The sequence below is a fragment of the Streptomyces zhihengii genome (assembly GCF_016919245.1).
Lineage (GTDB): Bacteria > Actinomycetota > Actinomycetes > Streptomycetales > Streptomycetaceae > Streptomyces > Streptomyces zhihengii.
Map to the genome: position 1 here is coordinate 1,328,244 of NZ_JAFEJA010000001.1, position 16,249 is coordinate 1,344,492.

Sequence of the window (16,249 nt, forward strand, 5' to 3'; positions counted from 1 at the left end):
GTCGTCCGCGGGCGCCCGTCGCCGCGGGCGCGCGGCCTCGCGGATCCGCGTCGACCGGGGCGTCTCGTCCCTCGGCCGCGGCACCGGGTTCCGGCGCGGGTGCGCCGCCCGCGGGCCGCGGCCCTCGTCGTCAGAGGCTCGGCTCGACGGGGACGCCGTCCTTGAGGATCAGGTAGTGGCTGTCCATGTAGTTCGCCGGCGTCTTCACCTGGCGGCCCCACGGGTCGAGAGCGATCCGCTGCATGCCGTCCGGGGCGTACTCCATCATGATCGCCTTGCGGGTCCAGCCGCGCTCGTTGCCGCCGGTCATGTGCGGCAGCGTGGCGGTGAAGACCGCCATCGAGCCGGCCTTCATCGGGACCGGCGTCATGCCCTTGGGGTCCTCGCCGAAGACGTAGTTGCCGAACTCGCTCCGGTGGTGGCGCAGCGTCCCCACCCGGTGGCCGCCGGGCAGGACCCGCAGGCAGCCGGACTCGACGTCCACGTCGGTGAGGGCGATCCACACCGTGAAGAGCTGCTCGTAGTCGACGAACGTGTAGCCGGTGTCCTGGTGCCAGGGGAACGGGTCGGAGCAACGGGCCGGCTTGTAGACCGACTGGTCCCAGTACAGGCGCACGTCGGGGCCGATGATGTCGTGGCCGAGGTGCTGGAACAGCGGCAGGACGCAGAGCTGTTGCACCATCCGCAGTCGCCGGGACGGCTGCGCGCCGAAGCTCATCCGCTTCTCGGCCTCCGCGTCTCCGGTGCGGCGCAGGGTCGCCAGCCGGCGGGCGTCGTGCTCGTCGAGCTCGTCGGTGAGCCGCTGGAGGAAGCCCTTGTCGAAGACGTCCTCCAGGATGACGTAGCCCTGCTCGTTGTACTGGTGCGCCTCCGCCTCGGTGAGGATCCGCCGCCCCGTCTCGCCGATCGGGTCCCAGGTGAAGTTCTCGTTGAGCGGGTGGCGTTCGAAGTGCGGCCAGAGGTCGGACCGGAGGCCGAAGTTCTCCTGGCAGAACAGCGCCCAGTCGGAGCGCCGGTCGGCCGCGAGCGGTGTCCGCGAGCCCGGCAGGTGCACCCGCAGCCGCTCGTCGACGACGACCTGGACGTCGTCGGGCAGGATCCCGTCCTCGAACCCGTGGCCACGGGCCGCGGTGCCGCCGGGGTCCTCCCAGAAGGCGAACCGGCGCACGTCCCCGAGCGTCGTTCTCGTCATCGCTGTCACGGTCTTGCCCTCCTAGCCACGCGCCGGCGCGTGGGAGTCGTCGGTGCGCTCGGATTCCAGGGTGGTGTCCAGGGCCGACGCGAGGGCGTCGACGGTGGGGTGCAGGTAGACGAGATTGACGGGCAGGCTGCCGCCGAGCCGGCTGTTCAGCTCGGCGACGACCCGGATCGCGGCGATGGAGTCGCCGCCGAGGTCGAAGAAGTCCTCGTCGGCCCCGAAGCCGGTGCGGGCGAGTGCCTTCTCCCAGGCCGTCCGCACGGCGGCCCGGAGGCCCTGAGCGGTGGCGTCCTGTCCGGCGGACCCGGGGGCCGGGGTGGTGGCGGCCTGTCCCGCGGCCCCGGGGCTCGGAGCGGTGCCCGTCCGTCCGGCGGACCCGGAGCCCTGAGCGGTGCCCGTCCGTTCGGCGAGGACGGCGGCGGCCCGGTCCAGGACCGCGGTGCGGCCGGCTCCGTGCCGCGCCGTCAGGCCGTCGAGCAGGGCCGTCACCGCGGCGGGCCCGGAGGGCGTCACAGGGAGCGGCGCGTCGGCCTCGACATAGGTCCAGGCGGACATTCCCACCACGACGTGGTCGTCGCTCGACTCCCTCCCGGACGAGGTGGCGCGGATCTCCAGCAGCACACCGTCCCCCTTCTCCTCGGCGACCCGGTCGGCGAGGCCGAGCATGGCGCTGACCAGTACCGCGCCCACCAGGTCCTGCTCCCGGTCCGCCGCGATGCGCACGCCGGTGACCCGGCTGACGTCGCAGCGTTCCAGGACGGCGGCGGCAGTGGCCCGAGCCTTGCTGACGATCAGCCCCGCCAGGTGCTCCTGTCCGTCGAGACGGAGAGCGCGGACCCAGTCGTCGCCGGTGGTGCGCACCGCCGCGGCGGCGGCGTGGGCGAACGCCTCCGCCGTTCCGAGCGGGCCGGTGGCCGGCGGGGCGGGCTCCTCGGGCCGCGGAGCGGCGGCCGGGTGGACGCCGTACCGCTCGGTCAGCGAGGTGTGGAGCGACTCGAAGCACTTCTCGGCCGTTCCCTCGTCCATCCACTCACCGACGTCGAGAGAGAGGGTGACGGTGTCGCCGGGCTCCACGGTGAAGGTGACCGCGAGCGGGAAGCGGACCACCTCGGTGCGCTGGGGGAGTTCGCGGATGGCCGCCTCTCCGAGGCGCATCGAATCGAAGTGGTCCCAGGCGAAGGTCACATCGGGCATGACCCGCCGCCGTTCGGGGTCTCCCGCGGTCTCGCTCTCGAAGATCTGGGTGAAGGTGAGCGAACCGTGCCGCAGCCCGTCCAGGACCGCCGACCGGCAGTGCGCGCGCAGGTCGCCGGAGGCCGTGTCGGCCCACAGCGGCAGCAGGTTGGCGTTGCTGCCGTACTCCTCGGTGCGGGGGCGCAGCGCCGGGAACGAGTAGAGCAGGGGCCGCCGGGAGAACGCGTCGAGGCTCTCCACGGTGGTCGCGAGGGTTTCGACGAACGGGGTGACGCGGTGCCGGCGGCCCTGGGCCTTCACGGCGTCGAGCCAGTCGGCGGGCAGTCTCCTGCTGAGCCGCCGCCCTCGCCAGCTGCGGTCGAAGACCGGCCGGCCGAGGGCTTGGTCCAGGGTCCTGCGGGGGATCCGGGCGACGGTCTCGCGCCAGAAGGCGCGGTCGCGGTCGCCCTTGGACGTGTCGACGGGGGCGCGGGCCGGGAGGCCGGGCAGCTCGGTGCCTCCGGCGTAGACCTGCCCGACCTGCGTCAGGATCTCGGAGAACTGAGTTCCGTCGATGATCGCGTGGGAGGCGGCGAGGTGCAGGAAGACGCCGTCGGCGCCGGGCTGGCAGCGCAGCACGATCCCCGGGCTCCGCTCGGGGTCCAGCGGCGTGGCCGCCAGGTCGGCGGCGACCCGGTCGCAGAACGCGTCCTGGTCGGCGGCGACCCCGTCGTAGAGCACGAAGGCGTCCTGGTGCTCGGTGGAGAACTCGGGGATCACGCCCCCGTCGCCCGCGGTCCGCACGGCCAGCCGCAGCGCGGGGTCGTGCCGCATCACCGCGCGGAAGGCTTCCCCGAGCCGCTGGAGGTCCACTCTGCCGCGGATCTCGAACAGCCGTTGGATGGTGTAGGCCGCCATGGCGTTCGGGCTGGACTTGGAAGCGGCCCAGATCTCCACGGCCCCGCGGGTCAGGGCGACGTCCCGGCCGGTGACCGGCGTCGGCGCCGGGGCGGGCGGCGTGAGGGCGGCCGGCGTGAGAGCGGGCGGCGTGAGAGCGGGCGGCGTGAGGGCGGCTGCCGTGAGGGCGGGCGGAGTGGGGGTGGCCGGAGTGGGGCGGGCGATCCGCTCGCGCAGGGCGGTGAGGGCCTCGACCGTGGGCCGCCAGCTCTCGGGCCGGGTGGTGAAGTCGATCAGGCAGGAGATCTCGGTGGCGCCCGCTTCCCGGAGCGCCCGGCACTGCCGGTCCCAGGCGTCCTGGTCGCCGATCAGGCTCAGCCCGTCCATCAGGCGCTGGGCAGCCGCCCGGGTGCGCGGCGTCCAGTCGACCGTGTCCAGGGAGGCGGGGTCGGGGTGGGTGCTGCGGAAGGTCTGCAGCATGTAGCTCTCGAGGTCGCGCACGGCAGCCTCGCGGGTCTCCTCGTCGGGCGTGTACGCGGTGTGCACCAGGACGGTGACCTGGCCGCCGTCGGGGTCCAGCCCCGCTTCGCCGCGGGCTTCCCGGTAGACGCGCAGCTTGGACTTCAGCTCCGCCAGGTCCTGCTGGATGAGGTTGGTGAGGATGTTCCGTCCGGCGCGGCCCGCCTGGCGGAAGGACCGCTCGTCACCGAGCACCGCCTGCCACAGAGGCAGTTCCCGCTGGACGGGCTTGGGGAACAGCTCCACTTCCGCGGCGGTCCCGGCGGGGCTCTCCAGCCGGACCTTCTCCCCCGCCCACAGCCGGGTGATCTCCGTGATGCGCTGTTCGAAGAGGTCGCGCCGCGCCTCGTAGGGCGCGTCGGACAGGACGAAGTCGCGCCGCATCCAGCCGGAGGCGACGGCGAGGCCGACCCGTCCCCCGCTGGCGACGTCGAGCATCGCCCAGTCCTCGGCGACGGTGACCGGTGGGTGCAACGGGAGGACGGCGCTGCCGGCCCGCAGGGCGATGCGGTGGGTGCGGGCGGCGACCAGGGCGGCGAGCACCGCGGGGTTGGGCGAGAAGCCGGCGAAGCGGTCGAAGTGCCGTTCCGGGAACCAGAGGGCGTCGAGTCCGCCCGCCTCCGCCGCCTCGGCCAGGCCGGTCACGGTGTCGTAGAAGTTGCCTCCGTGCGCGCTGTCCTGCATGCCGAAGAAGGCCAGGCTGACGGCGAGCGGCCGGGCTGCGGCGACCTCGCGGGCTGCGGAATCGGAGCCGGCGGCATCGGATACGGCGGCACCGGCGACGGCGGGTCCGGCGGCCTCGCGCCCGGTGGCCGGGACGGTGGCGGCCTGCGGCGAAGAGGTCTCGGCCGGGCGGGCCGTTCGCGAGGGTCGCGGACGGACCGCGCGCTCCACGGCGGCGACGATCTCGTCGAGCACCTCGTCGGTGTGCGCGTCGGAGACATAGCTGAGGCCGGTCTCCGTGATGTAGACGCCCTCGGCGATCAGGTTCCGCCGGAACTGGTGGAAGTCGCTGCCGATGAACGCGAAGCTGGTGCTGTCGGCCCGCACGAAGCGGAAGGCGGTGCCCCGGCCGATGACCCTGACCCCGGTGCCCGCCTCGTTCAGCACGGCGTCGATCCGGGCCCGCAGCCGGTCGCCGCGCTCGTTCATGGCGGCCTGGAACTGCGGTCCCCGGGCGATGAGTTCGTCCATCACGGCGTTCGCCGCGGCCACCGCGAGGGGGTGCTTGACGTAGGTGCCGGCCGTGTAGGTGAGACGGTCGGAGGGCACCCTGAGATCCTGGGTCCAGGGACCGCCGTCGACGAGGTCCATGATGTCGGCGCGACCGGCCACCACGGAGATGGGCAGCCCCGCCCCGACCGTCTTGCCGTAGGTGACCAGGTCGGCGCGGACTCCGTACAGCTCCTGGAACCCGCCCGGTGCGAAACGGAACCCGGTGAGCACCTCGTCGAAGACCAGCAGGATCCCGGCCTCCTGGGTCACCCGGCGCATCTCGGCGGCGAGTTCGCCGAGGTCGCGGTCGGGGGAGCCGTTCTGCAGGGGCTCCATGACCACGGCCGCGATGTCGTCGGCGTTGTCCAGGAGGAACCGGGACAGTTCCGGGTCGTCGACGGAGCCGATCAGGACGTCCTCGGCGCCGGAGCGCGAGACTCCGGGAGCGTTCGGCGTCGCCGCCCGCCGAGTCCGGCCGCCGGGCCTGGGGCCGTAGAGCGTGGTGTCGGAGTGTCCGTGGTAGGCGTTCTTCAGCAGCAGGACCTTCGGCCGGCCGGTGTACGCACGCGCCAGCCGAACCGCGGTGAAGACCGCCTCGGTGCCGGTGACGCAGAAGTTGACCCGCTCGACGCCCGTCAGGGTGGTGATCTTCCGGGCCAGCTCACCCGTCCCGGCGATCTCGGCGCCGAGGTGGATCCCCCGGTCGAGCTGGCGGCGCAGCGCCTCGGTGACGAAGGCCGGACTGTGGCCGAAGAGATGGGAGCCGTAGCCCATGGCGATGTCGATGAGCCGGTTGCCGTCCGCGTCCCGGACGTAGGGGCCGTCGGACTCGGTCACCCAGATCGGGTAGGAGCCCGCACGCTCCTTCTCGTCGCGCTCGGCGAAGCGCCGGTTGTTGCAGAGGACATCCTGGAACCGCTCGGAGAGCCGTAGCGACGCGGCGGTGGCCTCGGCGAAGTCCCTGTCCGAGTCGGGCGCGGGGGCGGAGGACGCGACCGGCTCGGGTACGGCAGGCACCGTCGGCGCGGGGGCTGTCGTCTCCGGCTCGGGTACGGCAGGCGCCGTCGGCGCGGGGGCGGTGGACGCGACCGGCTCGGGTACGGCGGGCGCCGCCGGCGCGGGGGCTGTCGTGTCCGGGGCGGCTGTCGGGGTGCCGCCTTCCTGCTCGATCCAGCGGGCGACGGCGTCGACCGTGACCACGTCCTCGAACAACTGCTGGACCGATATCTCCACGCCGAATTCCTGCTCGACCCGGTGCGACAACTCGATCAGGACCAGCGAATCCGCGCCCAGATCGAGCAGTGGAGTTCCGGTCGGAACGTCTCCGGATATCTCCAGCAGTTCGCCGACCAGCGCGCCGATCCGTGAAGTCGACACCACCGTGCCTGCCGGGGTGGCGGCTGCGTCGGCCGGGATCTGCGCGGCGGCAGGACCTGTCGTGTCCGGGGCGGCTGTCGGGGTGCCGCCTTCCTGCTCGATCCAGCGGGCGACGGCGTCGACCGTGACCACGTCCTCGAACAACTGCTGGACCGATATCTCCACGCCGAATTCCTGCTCGACCCGGTGCGACAACTCGATCAGGACCAGCGAATCCGCGCCCAGATCGAGCAGTGGAGTTCCGGTCGGAACATCTCCGGATATCTCCAGCAGTTCGCCGACCAGCGCGCCGATCCGTGCCACGACAGTCATGTAAACAGCCCTTTCTGAATTCACTGTTCCTGGACAGGCGCGATGATCGCGTGGACATTGGTGCCGCTCATGCCGAAGGCGCTCACGCCGAGCGCGCCCGCCCGGTGTCCGGGCAGTGGCGTGTCGGCGAGGACGAGTCGGACGTTCTCCCCCGCCCAGTCGACCGTCGGGCTCGGGGCACCGGCCGAGCGCGTCCCCGGAATGACGCCGGTGCGCTGCACGGTGGTCGCCACCAGGAGCGACAGCAGCCCGGAAGCCGCTTCGAGGTGCCCGAAGCGGGGCTTGTTCGACCCGATGAGCAGGGGGCGTCCGGCGTCCCTCTCCCGGGTCCGGTAGGCGGCCGCCAGGGCGGAGACCTCGATGGGATCGCCGAGCTTCGTGCCGGTCCCGTGCGCCTCCACGTAGGAGACCGTGGCGGGATCGAGCCCGGCCCTTCCCAGGGCGCGGGTGATCACGTCCTCCTGGGCGGAGCGGTTGGGCACGGTGACGCCGGCGGTCCGGCCGTCCTGGTTGACCGCCGTGGCGACCCGGGGGCGCGCCGGGCCCGTGCGCCGGAGGGTGCCGGCCTCCAGGACGAAGGCCACCACGCCCTCGCCGACGACGAAGCCCGCCGCCCGGTCGGTGAAGGCGTTGCAGCGGGCCCCGGGGTCGATGGCTCCGGTCGCCTGTCGCAGCAGGCGGCCCTGGTCGCTGCGGACGAGGTGCGAGGCGACGACCAGAGCACGGTCGATCTCTCCGTCGCGTACGGCCGCGGCGGCCAGGTGGAGGGCGAGCAGCCCGGACGAGCAGGTCGAGTCCACCTGCATGCTCGGCCCGCGCAGGTCGAACGCGTACGAGATGCGGCCCGCGGCCATCCCTCGGTTGTTGCCGACGCCCACGGAACTCAGATTGGCCGCGGGCACCTCGGCCAGGTCGACGCCGAGGAGATGGTCCGATTCGGTCATCCCCACGTAAACGCCGGTACGTGAGCCCTTGAGCGCGCCGGCCGTCAGGCCCGCGTCGTCGAACGCGGCCCGCGCGACATCGAGCAGCAGGAGTTGCTGGGGGTCGATGTAACGGGCCTGACGCGGCGATATCGCGAACTGGAGAGGGTCGGTCAGCAGTTCTTCCGACGCGAAGGACACCTTGTGGTCCGCCGGTTCCGACGGCGCGTGGAGGATGCTCTCGAATTCCTCCGTGGTGCGCACCTTTCCGGGAAGCGCGAGCCCCGAACCGGCTATCTCGACCACAGGCATCTACAGCCCTCTCCTCGACTGGCAAGGCGACCGGCGACTGCAATGGATAACGACGGATGGGAAGAGAATGGGGACAACCGTCCGGAGAGCGGGATGCAGCCGACAACAAAGCTTCGGAATCGCATCGCCCGGCACTCGAAAAATTCGGCTTAGCTTCCCGACGGATCCGAGTATCACCGGCGGGTAGGGGGGCGTCAACAAGGCCTGGAGAGAATAGGGGTACCCCTCCCCGCAGAGCGCGCGAGTCCGATTGATCTCCATGATCACAGGAAATCCGTTGTGTCCGCCATCCCCTTCCCCGTCGTTCCCGGACGGGTCTGCGGCGACGCCGTGGCTGAATTTCGCGGCCCCCTGCGCAGGCGGGTCGGGCCCCTCGGGTGGAGGTGGCTGATTTCACGTCCCGCCCGGGGCGGAGTGGGCCAGGGCGGTGACGGTGCGGCGAGGCGGGCGTCCGGACGGGAGGCGCCGGCGGCAACCGGGTGCACCGCGAGAGCGGGCCCGGGAGCATGCGTCGGTCACGTAGCCAACGCCTGATGGGCGGGCCTGCCGCGTGGCCGAGAACCGCTCACGAGGGCTCTGCGAGCGACAGTCAGCCTTGACGCTCCGATGCCGCCGCGACGAAGCTCGTGCAAGTTGGCGTAAGCCACTCGACACCGGAGGCAGTCATGGCACTACGGTTCATCGGGATTGATCCAGACACGGGGCAGCAGGGTTCCCCCACCGTATGGGTGGACGAGGAGAAGGGGGAGCTGGTGCTTCAAGGCTGGGAGCCAGACGAGAAGCTAGAGGCGGAGTGCGCCGCGTTCGAGGTTCCCGGCCATGCGCCGGGCATTCCGCCACACGAAGCGGTGATCCGGATTCCGGCCCGCATGGTGCCGATGCTGAGGAAGGCGTGCGATGTCGCAGAAGGAACCGGGCTTTGACGAGCTGATGGCGGCGGCCCGGCACTCGGCGCTGCACCTGGAGATGCGCGACTCGTACGGGGTGGGCGACGAGGCCGAGGACTTCGAGAACTGGCAGCGCACAGGCCAACGCGACGTGGACCCTGCCTCTGCCTACTGGGCTCCCTGGGTTGATCTGATTCGCGGCACCGTGGCCCGGGGAGTCGTCGTCCGCCGGGCCCGTGTGGTGTCGGAGCCGGTCACGGAGTACATCCGGTACGAGCATGCTGGCACGGTGGTGAACCTCCACGCCGGGGAACAGGTTCGCTGGCTCCCCCGCCGTCAGGCTTCCGACATCGCACTCCCTGGGAACGACTGCTGGGTGTTCGACGGGGAGATCGTGCTCTTCAACCACTTCACAGGGGAGGGGAGCTGGTCCGAGCCCGGTTGGGAGGTACGGTCCGAACCGGCCGTTGCAGCACTGGCCTCCGCAGCGTTCGAGACAGTGTGGGAGCGCGGTATCCCACACGAGAAGTACTCGGTCTGACCTGACGAATCGCGAAGAGCCAACTCATGCCTGCATCCCCCTCGTCCAGTGCCCAGGCTGCCCGTGAAGCCATCGCCGCCCGTCTCGGGGGCCTGCGCAGAGAGGCGGAGCTGACCGGGCACGAGCTGGCTCGTCGCTGTGGCTGGAGTCCGGCCAAGTCGTCACGCATCGAGCGGGCCAAGACACCCGCGTCTGACGCCGACATCCGCGCCTGGTGCAAGGCGTGCGGAGCCGAGGGCCAGGTAGAGGACCTGATCGCGGCGAATCGGCAAGCCGATCAGATGTACGTGCACTGGCAGAAGCTCCACCGGCACGGCATGCGCCGGGCACAAGAGGAAGTCGTTCCCCTGTACGAGCAAACGCGCCACTTCCGCGTGTATTGCTCGAACGTGGTCCCTGGGATGCTTCAAACCGAGGCGTACGCAGCGGCCCTGCTCTCGACCATCGCGGCCTTCCAAGGAACCCCAGACGATTCGGAGACGGCCGCCGCCTCCCGGATCGAACGCTCACGAGTTCTCCACGAGGGTGACCACCGGTTCGCTCTGCTCCTGGAAGAAACGGTGCTCCGCTACCGGATCGGCGACGAGGCCACCATGGCCGGCCAGCTCGGGTATCTCCTGGCAGTCATGGCCTTGCCGAACGTGAGCCTTGGAGTCATCCCGTTCACGACTCAGCGCCGCGTCTGGCCCCTGGAAGCCTTCTACCTGTTCGACAGCCGCCAAGCGAGCGTCGAGCTGCTCACGGCCGCCGTGAACGTGACTGCCCCCAGCGAGGTTGCCACGTACGCGAAGGCGTTCTCACAGCTGTCCGAGATCGCGGTACACGGTGCTGCCGCTCGGGCTCTGATCTCCGAGGCGATTACGTCTCTCGGGTAGTTCCCGTGCAAGCTCGTGCAAGAGCGTAGCCGCGTGGATTCGCCACTTCCTAGGGTCGTTCCATCGACTTTGGAAGCGATCGGGAGGGGCGCGGCGCGATGAAGGCGGAACCCACTCAGCGGCATGAAGACCCGGGGACCGTCCCCTTGCGACCCCGCCTCCGGCCGGTTCCGGGTTGCCCGGAGTGCGCGCGGTTGGCACAGCTCCGTAAGGCCGCAGAGCTGGAGAGCGACCAGACGACTTCTACGGACTGCGACATCCTCATGCGGATGCACGGTACGGGCCACTGAGCTTCTTCAGCGGCCACTCCAGAGGGTGAACGGCTCTGGCGAGTTGACCAGGCTCTGATCTGCGGTCGCGCTCGGCTTCCGTAGATCAGGCTGTCACCCGATCGTGAGCAGATCGCCGAAGCTCTTCGCCTGCCCGCAACTCGCCTCTGACTCCCGCCCCTTGCGGGGGCGGAACCTCGGCCGGCACACGCACCGAGAGGAGGTGCAGAGATGACCGACCCCGGAGAGCAGGACGGCGGCGAGCAGTTCCCGCCCCCGCCCGCCGCCTGACCGGCCAGTCCTCAACCACAGAAGGGAACCACCAGTGACGACGATGCTGGAATCCCCCGTCGCCTTACGGCACGGGCGGGACCTCGTCAGTCCCGAGCTGTTCGAGAAGGTGTCGGAGTTCTGCGCGGAGGAGTACGGACACGAGCTGTCCACCGCCCGCCGGATCGTGGACCAGGCCCTTGCCTTCCTCAAGGTCATGGGCGACACCCGTGCGTTCGACATGACCCCGTCCGACGCCGTGGACCCCGGATGGCACTCGTTCGTGCTCCACACCCAGGCGTACGCCGCCTGGTGCGACGAGCAGTTCGGGTTCTTCCTCGGACACGAGCCCAGGGCCACCGTCCGCACCCGCCCGCTGATCGGTTCCGTGGTGGACCGCGTCAGGGCCGCCGGGTTCCACGTCGATGACCGGCTGTGGGGCGCGGCGAAGGACTGCAACCCGCCCGCGTGCTGCGGTGACGGCGACGGCTGCTGATCCACTCTCACCGAACGGAAGCCGTCCGGGCGTGGCCAAGGCGCCCGGACGGCCACAGCCAAGGGTTCCAAAGATGAGCAGCAATGACGAGGGCCTGACCGGACGCAGTCGGGTCACTGTGTTCGCGATGTTCGGCACGGTCTTCGGCTACGCCACCCACCATCTTGACGAACGGCGGATCGGGGACGTGGCTGTGATCGGCCCCCTGACCCCCGGTGTCGAGTGGCCACGGCTGTGGCAGATGGCCCGCTCCTGTGGTCGGCCCGCAGCCAAGGAAACCGAACTCGCACAGTGGATTCTGATCCAGGCGACCCGGGCGTTCGTTTGTGGAAGCGACCGCATCGCGCAGTTCCCTGACCAGGGCTGGAAGCTGGAGCCCGGTGGGAAGCGCCTCAGCTTCGACGCCACCTACGCCAACCGAGATCATCTGTGGACCGGCAACCTGACCGTGGACGGTCTCAGCCCGGATCAGGTAGCTGAGCGCCCTTCGCTCTACCGAGCGTAGTCCAGGTTGCAGTAGCCGAACCAACGAAAGAAGCCCCGGCCGATCGGCCGGGGCTTGCTTGGTTTGTTGGGAGGTTCAGAGCAGTGCGCGGAACAGGTTGGAATCGGAAAGCGGGGCGGCGGGGGGCCGCTTCACCGGCCTGTCCGCAGGAACGGGCTTCGGGGTCGGGCGGTAGGAGTCCAGGCGAACCACTGTGGCGCGGTTCTCCTCACGCTCCGCTCTGGCCGACTGTGGCTCAGGGGGACGGAAACTGTCACCGCGCCCGACAGATCCGGGCCCAGGAGCAGAAGTACCCCACCCTGGACGACGGGCAGAGAGCACTGGGCTGGGTCGCGGTGGAGGAGGGGAACGCCTACCGGCTTCGGAAGCCGACACGATGGCCCGGTACGGGCACTCACGTAAGGACGGAGCGCGCCGACTGGCCGCCTCCGGTGCGGGGCCGACTCGGCCTCTCGTCCCTGGTCTGAACTGGGGATTCGCTGGGCCGTTGGTCACGTGGTTGGTCACGCCACCGCCCGGAAACGCAGAAAACCCCAGCGAACTGGGGTCTCAGCTGGTGTCCGAGGGGGGACTTGAACCCCCACGCCCGATAAAGGGCACTAGCACCTCAAGCTAGCGCGTCTGCCATTCCGCCACCCGGACCAGGTGGTCGGCCCCGGTCTCCCGCGGCGACATGGACAACAATACCAGGGGAATCAGGTGGCTCTCACCCACATATTGCGTGGTCAGGGCAGGTGGGAGATGAGGTCGCGGGCTCGTTGCAGCGTGTATCCGCCTGGTTGCCGTGCGCAGTGGCTACCGTCGGGCGGGTGAGTCAACGCAACCGCCGGCGGCCCCGCCCGCTGTCCCCGCTCCGTGAGCATCTGCGCGACACCTTCTGGTTCGCGCCCACCCTGGCGCTGGTCCTGGTCTTCGGGCTCTGGATCGCGGCGGACGCGCTGGACACGGCGATCCTGGACGCGCTCCAGCAGGACCAGGACTACGAGACGGTGCGGACGCTGATCTCGTGGGCCGAGGACGCCAAGGTCATCGTGACCACGATCTCGTCCGCGATGATGACGTTCATCGGTGTCGTCTTCAGCATCTCGCTGGTCGCGGTGCAGATGGCGGCGGGCAACTTCAGTCCGCGCGTCGTGCGGATCTTCATCCGCAGCCGGATCAGCAAGCTCACCTTCGCGGTGTTCCTGTCGACGTTCCTGCTGTCGCTGCTGGTGCTCTCCTCGTACGACAGCGAGACGGACCCGGCGCGGGTCGCGTCGGTGCCGCTGGTGCAGAGCGCGGTGACGCTGCTGATGGTGGCGCTGAGTCTGCTGCTGTTCATCGCCTATGTGACCCAGACCCTCCAGCTCATGAAGGTCGGGCCGGTCGTCGAGCACGTGACCCGGGAGGCGTTCCGGACGCTGGGCAAGATGCGCGCGGCGGCGCCGAGCGAGGAGCCGCTGCCGCCGGAGGTGGCGCGGATCGCGCACAAGGGGCGTTCGGGGACGCTGCGTGACGTCCACGTCGCCCGGCTGGTGCGGACCGCCCAGCGGCGCGGGGCGGTGCTGCGGCTGGTGCCGAGGATCGGGGACTTCGTGGTGCCGGGCACGCCGCTGATCGCCGTGCACGGGGGGCGTGCCGGGCTGCCGTGGGAGCGGCTGGTGCGGTCGGCGGTGTCGGTGGGGGTGGAGCGCACCTTCCACCAGGACCTCGGGTTCGGGCTGCGGCAGCTCTCGGACATCGCGCTGAGGGCGCTGTCGCCCGCGGTGAACGACCCGACGACGGCGGTGCAGGCCGTCGACCGGATCGTGCAGTTCCTCGCGGCCGCGGCCCCGGTCCCGCTGGGCGCGGTGGCCCACCGGGACCGCCGCGCGGTGGTGCGCCTGGTCCAGGAGGGCCCGGGCTGGGGCGACCTCGTCGATCTCGGCTTCACGGAGATCCGGGGCTGCGCGATCGGCAGCCCGCAGGTGTCGCGCCGGCTCGCGGCGGGCTTCGACGATCTGCTGCGCATCGTCCCCGAGACACGGCGCGCGCCGCTGGAGCGGCAGCGGGCGCTGCTGGTGCTGGCCGTGGAACGCTCGGTGCCGGAGGCCGCCGACCGCGCCTTCGCACTGACCCCCGACCGCCAGGGCATCGGCTGACGGCGGCGCGCCCCCGGGCCACCGGCGGGCGCGGAGCGCGCGGGCGGGCGCCGAGAACGCGGACAACCGGCGCCCGGGGCAGCCAGGCGGAAGCTGGGCGCGCGGACAACCGGCGCGCGGGGCAGCCGGGCGGAAGCTGGGCGCGCGGGCGACCCGTGGACGCGGCACGGGCGCGACGGGCCCGTGCGGGTTGCCCGCCACGGGTGGCCGGGGCGGCCGGAACACCGGCCGCCCCGGCCACCCGGACGTTCCCGCCCTCCCCGGCTACGACAACTGCCCGTCGTACTCGGGGAGCTTGTACGCCTTCTCGGCGTGGCCGCCGACGATGTCGGTGGTGTTGTTGCCGATGTTGGCGATGATCGTGTAGCCCTTGCCCTCGATCTCGGCGCGCTTCTCCGTCTTGTAGGCGCTGACCTCCTCGAAGAGGTCCGGCAGGTCGCGTACGTACAGTCCGTCGACGGGGTAGCCGGCCTTCTTCAGGTTCCAGTCGGTGAGGGAGTGGATGATGCCGGGCCGGGCGGTGACGAAGAAGACGGCGACGCCCCGGGAGTCGGCCCAGCGGGCCAGGTCGCGGACCTCGGTGACGGCCGGGGTGGGGAGCTTCCAGAAGGGGTGGAAGTGGGTCTCCAGGGAGGTGTTGTCGATGTCGAGGACGATCGCCTGCTTCTTGCCGCCCGCGTCGGCGGAACGGGCCTCGATCCAGGCGCGCGCCCCGGTGAGGGCGGCGGTGACGTCGCGCTGCCAGGTCGCGTAGTCGACGCTCGCCGTGCCGGCGGAAGCGGAGGCGGCGGGAGCGGAGGCGGTGGCGGCGGTGGGCCGGTCGGGCGCCGATTCGAGGGCGGTGGCCTGGGCCACCGGGCCGGCGGCGAGGGCGAGTCCGGCCGCGAGGGTGACGGCGGCGCGGGTGGTCGTGGCGCGTGCATGCATGGGGGGTCTCCTGGGTGTGGAACCAGCTCAGGGCCCGTTCGCCGTGGTCTCCGGCGAACGAGTTGACATGCTCGCGCCCCATCATGGACGGAAGACGACGTTCTTACTACCGGTCGGTAGCGACTTCTCCGAACAAGGACTTCTCCGAACGGATCCGAACAGGGCGGCCCCGCCCGGGTGTCGTGCACCCGGGCGGGGCCGTTCCGTCAGCTCCGTCAGCTCCGTCAGCTCCTGGAACGCAGCGCGGCCAGGTTGTCGTAGCTCGCCCGGGCCACCTCGAGGGACTGCCCCGGGACCGTGGCGCTGGGCGCGCCGTCGTGCTCGATCATCGGGTTGTGGTAGTTCTTCGCCCCCACCCGCCGGAAGAACGTCCGGTAGTCGATGTCGCCCTCGCCGAAGGTGACCATGTCGTAGCCCTGGCCGTTCTGGGTGTTGACGGTGCCGTCCTTGGCGTGGAACAGCGGGTAGCGGTGGTTGTGGCGGGCGACCAGGCCCGCCGGGTCGAAGACCTGCTCCACCGTGGAGCCGTCGTGCGCGGTGTAGGAGCGGAACTTGTACTGGGCGACGTGCGCCCAGTAGACGTCCATCTCCAGCCAGACCAGGCGCGGGTCCGTCCGCTTGAGGAAGTACTCCAGCTTGCGGATGCCGGAGCTGCGCGTCGGGCGGCCCTGGGCGTCGAGCGGGCCGCCGTCCAGCAGGAAGCCGTAGGCGGCGTCGTGGTTGTGGGTGTAGAGCTTGATCCCCTCGCGCCGGGCGACGGCGCCGAGCGCGTTCCACTTGTCCGCGGCCACGTCCCAGTCGGCCCGGTAGGAGCTGCCGGTGGGGTCGCCGCCGGTTCCCATGTGGTCCATGCCGAGGATGTTGGCGATCTCCAGGTGCCGTTTGAAGGTGTCGAGGTCGGGGGTGCTCAGCGGCCAGGAGCCGGGGATGAAGCCGTGGTTGCCCTGGGCGCGCAGGCCGTAGTCGTCCAGCCAGGAGCGCAGCAGTCTCGCGCCCTGCACCGTCTCCAGGTCGGCGCCGCCCGGGGCGTTGGCGTGCTGGCGGTAGCCGGCGAACTCCACCTGGCGGTAGCCGTACCGGGAGAGCCGGCGGAAGACCTCGCGGAAGCCGGACGGGAGGTCGGTGGTGAGCGGGTCGCGTCCCGTGGCGTCGCGGACGGTGTAGAGGATGATGCCGCGCTTGTCGGCCGGCACCAGGACCGAGCCGCGGCCGGGGCCGTGGCCCTGGTGGGGGCCGCCGTGCGGGCCGCCGTGGGCGACGGCCGGCGCGGCGCCGAAGACCGGGGCCGCGACGGCGGCGCCGGCGACGGCGGTGCAGGTGCTGAGGAAGCGGCGGCGGCTGACGCCCAGGGAGCGGCGCAGGGAGTCGCCGGTGGCGGATTCGTCGCTGAACGCGGTCACGTGTTCTCTCTCTCGTGTGGGCCGTGCGGGACG

General features: G+C 71.1%; 11 protein-coding genes and 1 tRNA gene. 6 read left to right on the forward strand and 6 right to left on the reverse strand.

The genetic code is table 11. The annotated features are described in order from the left end of the window. Window positions 1-130: 130 nt before the first annotated feature. From JE024_RS05595 to JE024_RS05605, 3 genes are read right to left on the reverse strand one after another with little or no spacing between them, the layout of a single operon-like run. Entirely contained in the window at window positions 131-1,192 is a 1,062-nt protein-coding gene (locus tag JE024_RS05595) for a phytanoyl-CoA dioxygenase family protein (RefSeq protein ID WP_205372517.1), read from the reverse strand. A 21-nt stretch (window positions 1,193-1,213) separates the two neighbouring features. Next, window positions 1,214-6,691 (reverse strand): MupA/Atu3671 family FMN-dependent luciferase-like monooxygenase, encoded by a 5,478-nt coding sequence (locus tag JE024_RS05600; RefSeq protein WP_205372518.1) that lies wholly within the window; start codon window positions 6,689-6,691, stop codon window positions 1,214-1,216. A gap of 20 nt (window positions 6,692-6,711) precedes the next feature. Further along, window positions 6,712-7,926, reverse strand: a complete 1,215-nt coding sequence (locus JE024_RS05605; protein ID WP_205372519.1) for a beta-ketoacyl [acyl carrier protein] synthase domain-containing protein — start codon at window positions 7,924-7,926, stop codon at window positions 6,712-6,714. Window positions 7,927-8,591: 665 nt separating this feature from the next. Here JE024_RS05605 and JE024_RS05610 point away from each other — a divergent pair. The 5 genes from JE024_RS05610 (at window position 8,592) to JE024_RS05630 (ending at window position 11,769) form a co-directional block, all read left to right on the forward strand. Further along, a complete protein-coding gene (locus tag JE024_RS05610) occupies window positions 8,592-8,849 on the forward strand; it encodes a hypothetical protein (protein ID WP_205372520.1) in 258 nt (85 codons plus the stop codon). Next, window positions 8,824-9,354 carry a DUF6879 family protein gene (locus JE024_RS05615; RefSeq protein ID WP_205372521.1) on the forward strand — a complete coding sequence of 177 codons (531 nt, stop codon included), beginning with the start codon at window positions 8,824-8,826 and terminating at the stop codon, window positions 9,352-9,354. Before JE024_RS05610 ends, JE024_RS05615 begins: the two co-directional genes overlap by 26 nt. Window positions 9,355-9,380: 26 nt before the next feature. Beyond that, complete coding sequence (locus JE024_RS05620) at window positions 9,381-10,229, forward strand: helix-turn-helix domain-containing protein (protein ID WP_205372522.1); 849 nt, start codon at window positions 9,381-9,383, stop codon at window positions 10,227-10,229. A gap of 603 nt (window positions 10,230-10,832) precedes the next feature. Beyond that, window positions 10,833-11,264: a UCP032817 domain-containing protein gene (locus JE024_RS05625; RefSeq protein ID WP_307840721.1), complete on the forward strand. Its 432-nt coding sequence runs from the start codon at window positions 10,833-10,835 to the stop codon at window positions 11,262-11,264. Window positions 11,265-11,337: 73 nt separating this feature from the next. Continuing rightward, window positions 11,338-11,769, forward strand: a complete 432-nt coding sequence (locus JE024_RS05630; RefSeq protein ID WP_205372523.1) for a hypothetical protein — start codon at window positions 11,338-11,340, stop codon at window positions 11,767-11,769. A 554-nt stretch (window positions 11,770-12,323) separates the two neighbouring features. On the opposite strand, the gene JE024_RS05635 is transcribed toward JE024_RS05630, so the two are convergent. Continuing rightward, window positions 12,324-12,411: transfer RNA gene (locus JE024_RS05635), tRNA-Leu, on the reverse strand. 167 nt (window positions 12,412-12,578) lie between these two features. On the opposite strand from JE024_RS05635, the gene JE024_RS05640 reads away from it, so the two are divergent. After that, a complete protein-coding gene (locus JE024_RS05640; protein WP_205372524.1) occupies window positions 12,579-13,889 on the forward strand; it encodes a DUF2254 domain-containing protein in 1,311 nt (436 codons plus the stop codon). A 264-nt stretch (window positions 13,890-14,153) separates the two neighbouring features. Here the strand turns inward: JE024_RS05640 and JE024_RS05645 are convergent, their stop codons facing one another. Beyond that, window positions 14,154-14,816: an HAD family acid phosphatase gene (locus JE024_RS05645; RefSeq protein WP_205372525.1), complete on the reverse strand. Its 663-nt coding sequence runs from the start codon at window positions 14,814-14,816 to the stop codon at window positions 14,154-14,156. Between the two features lie 224 nt (window positions 14,817-15,040). Further along, entirely contained in the window at window positions 15,041-16,216 is a 1,176-nt protein-coding gene (locus JE024_RS05650) for a sugar phosphate isomerase/epimerase family protein (RefSeq protein WP_205372526.1), read from the reverse strand. Between the last annotated feature and the right edge of the window lie 33 nt (window positions 16,217-16,249).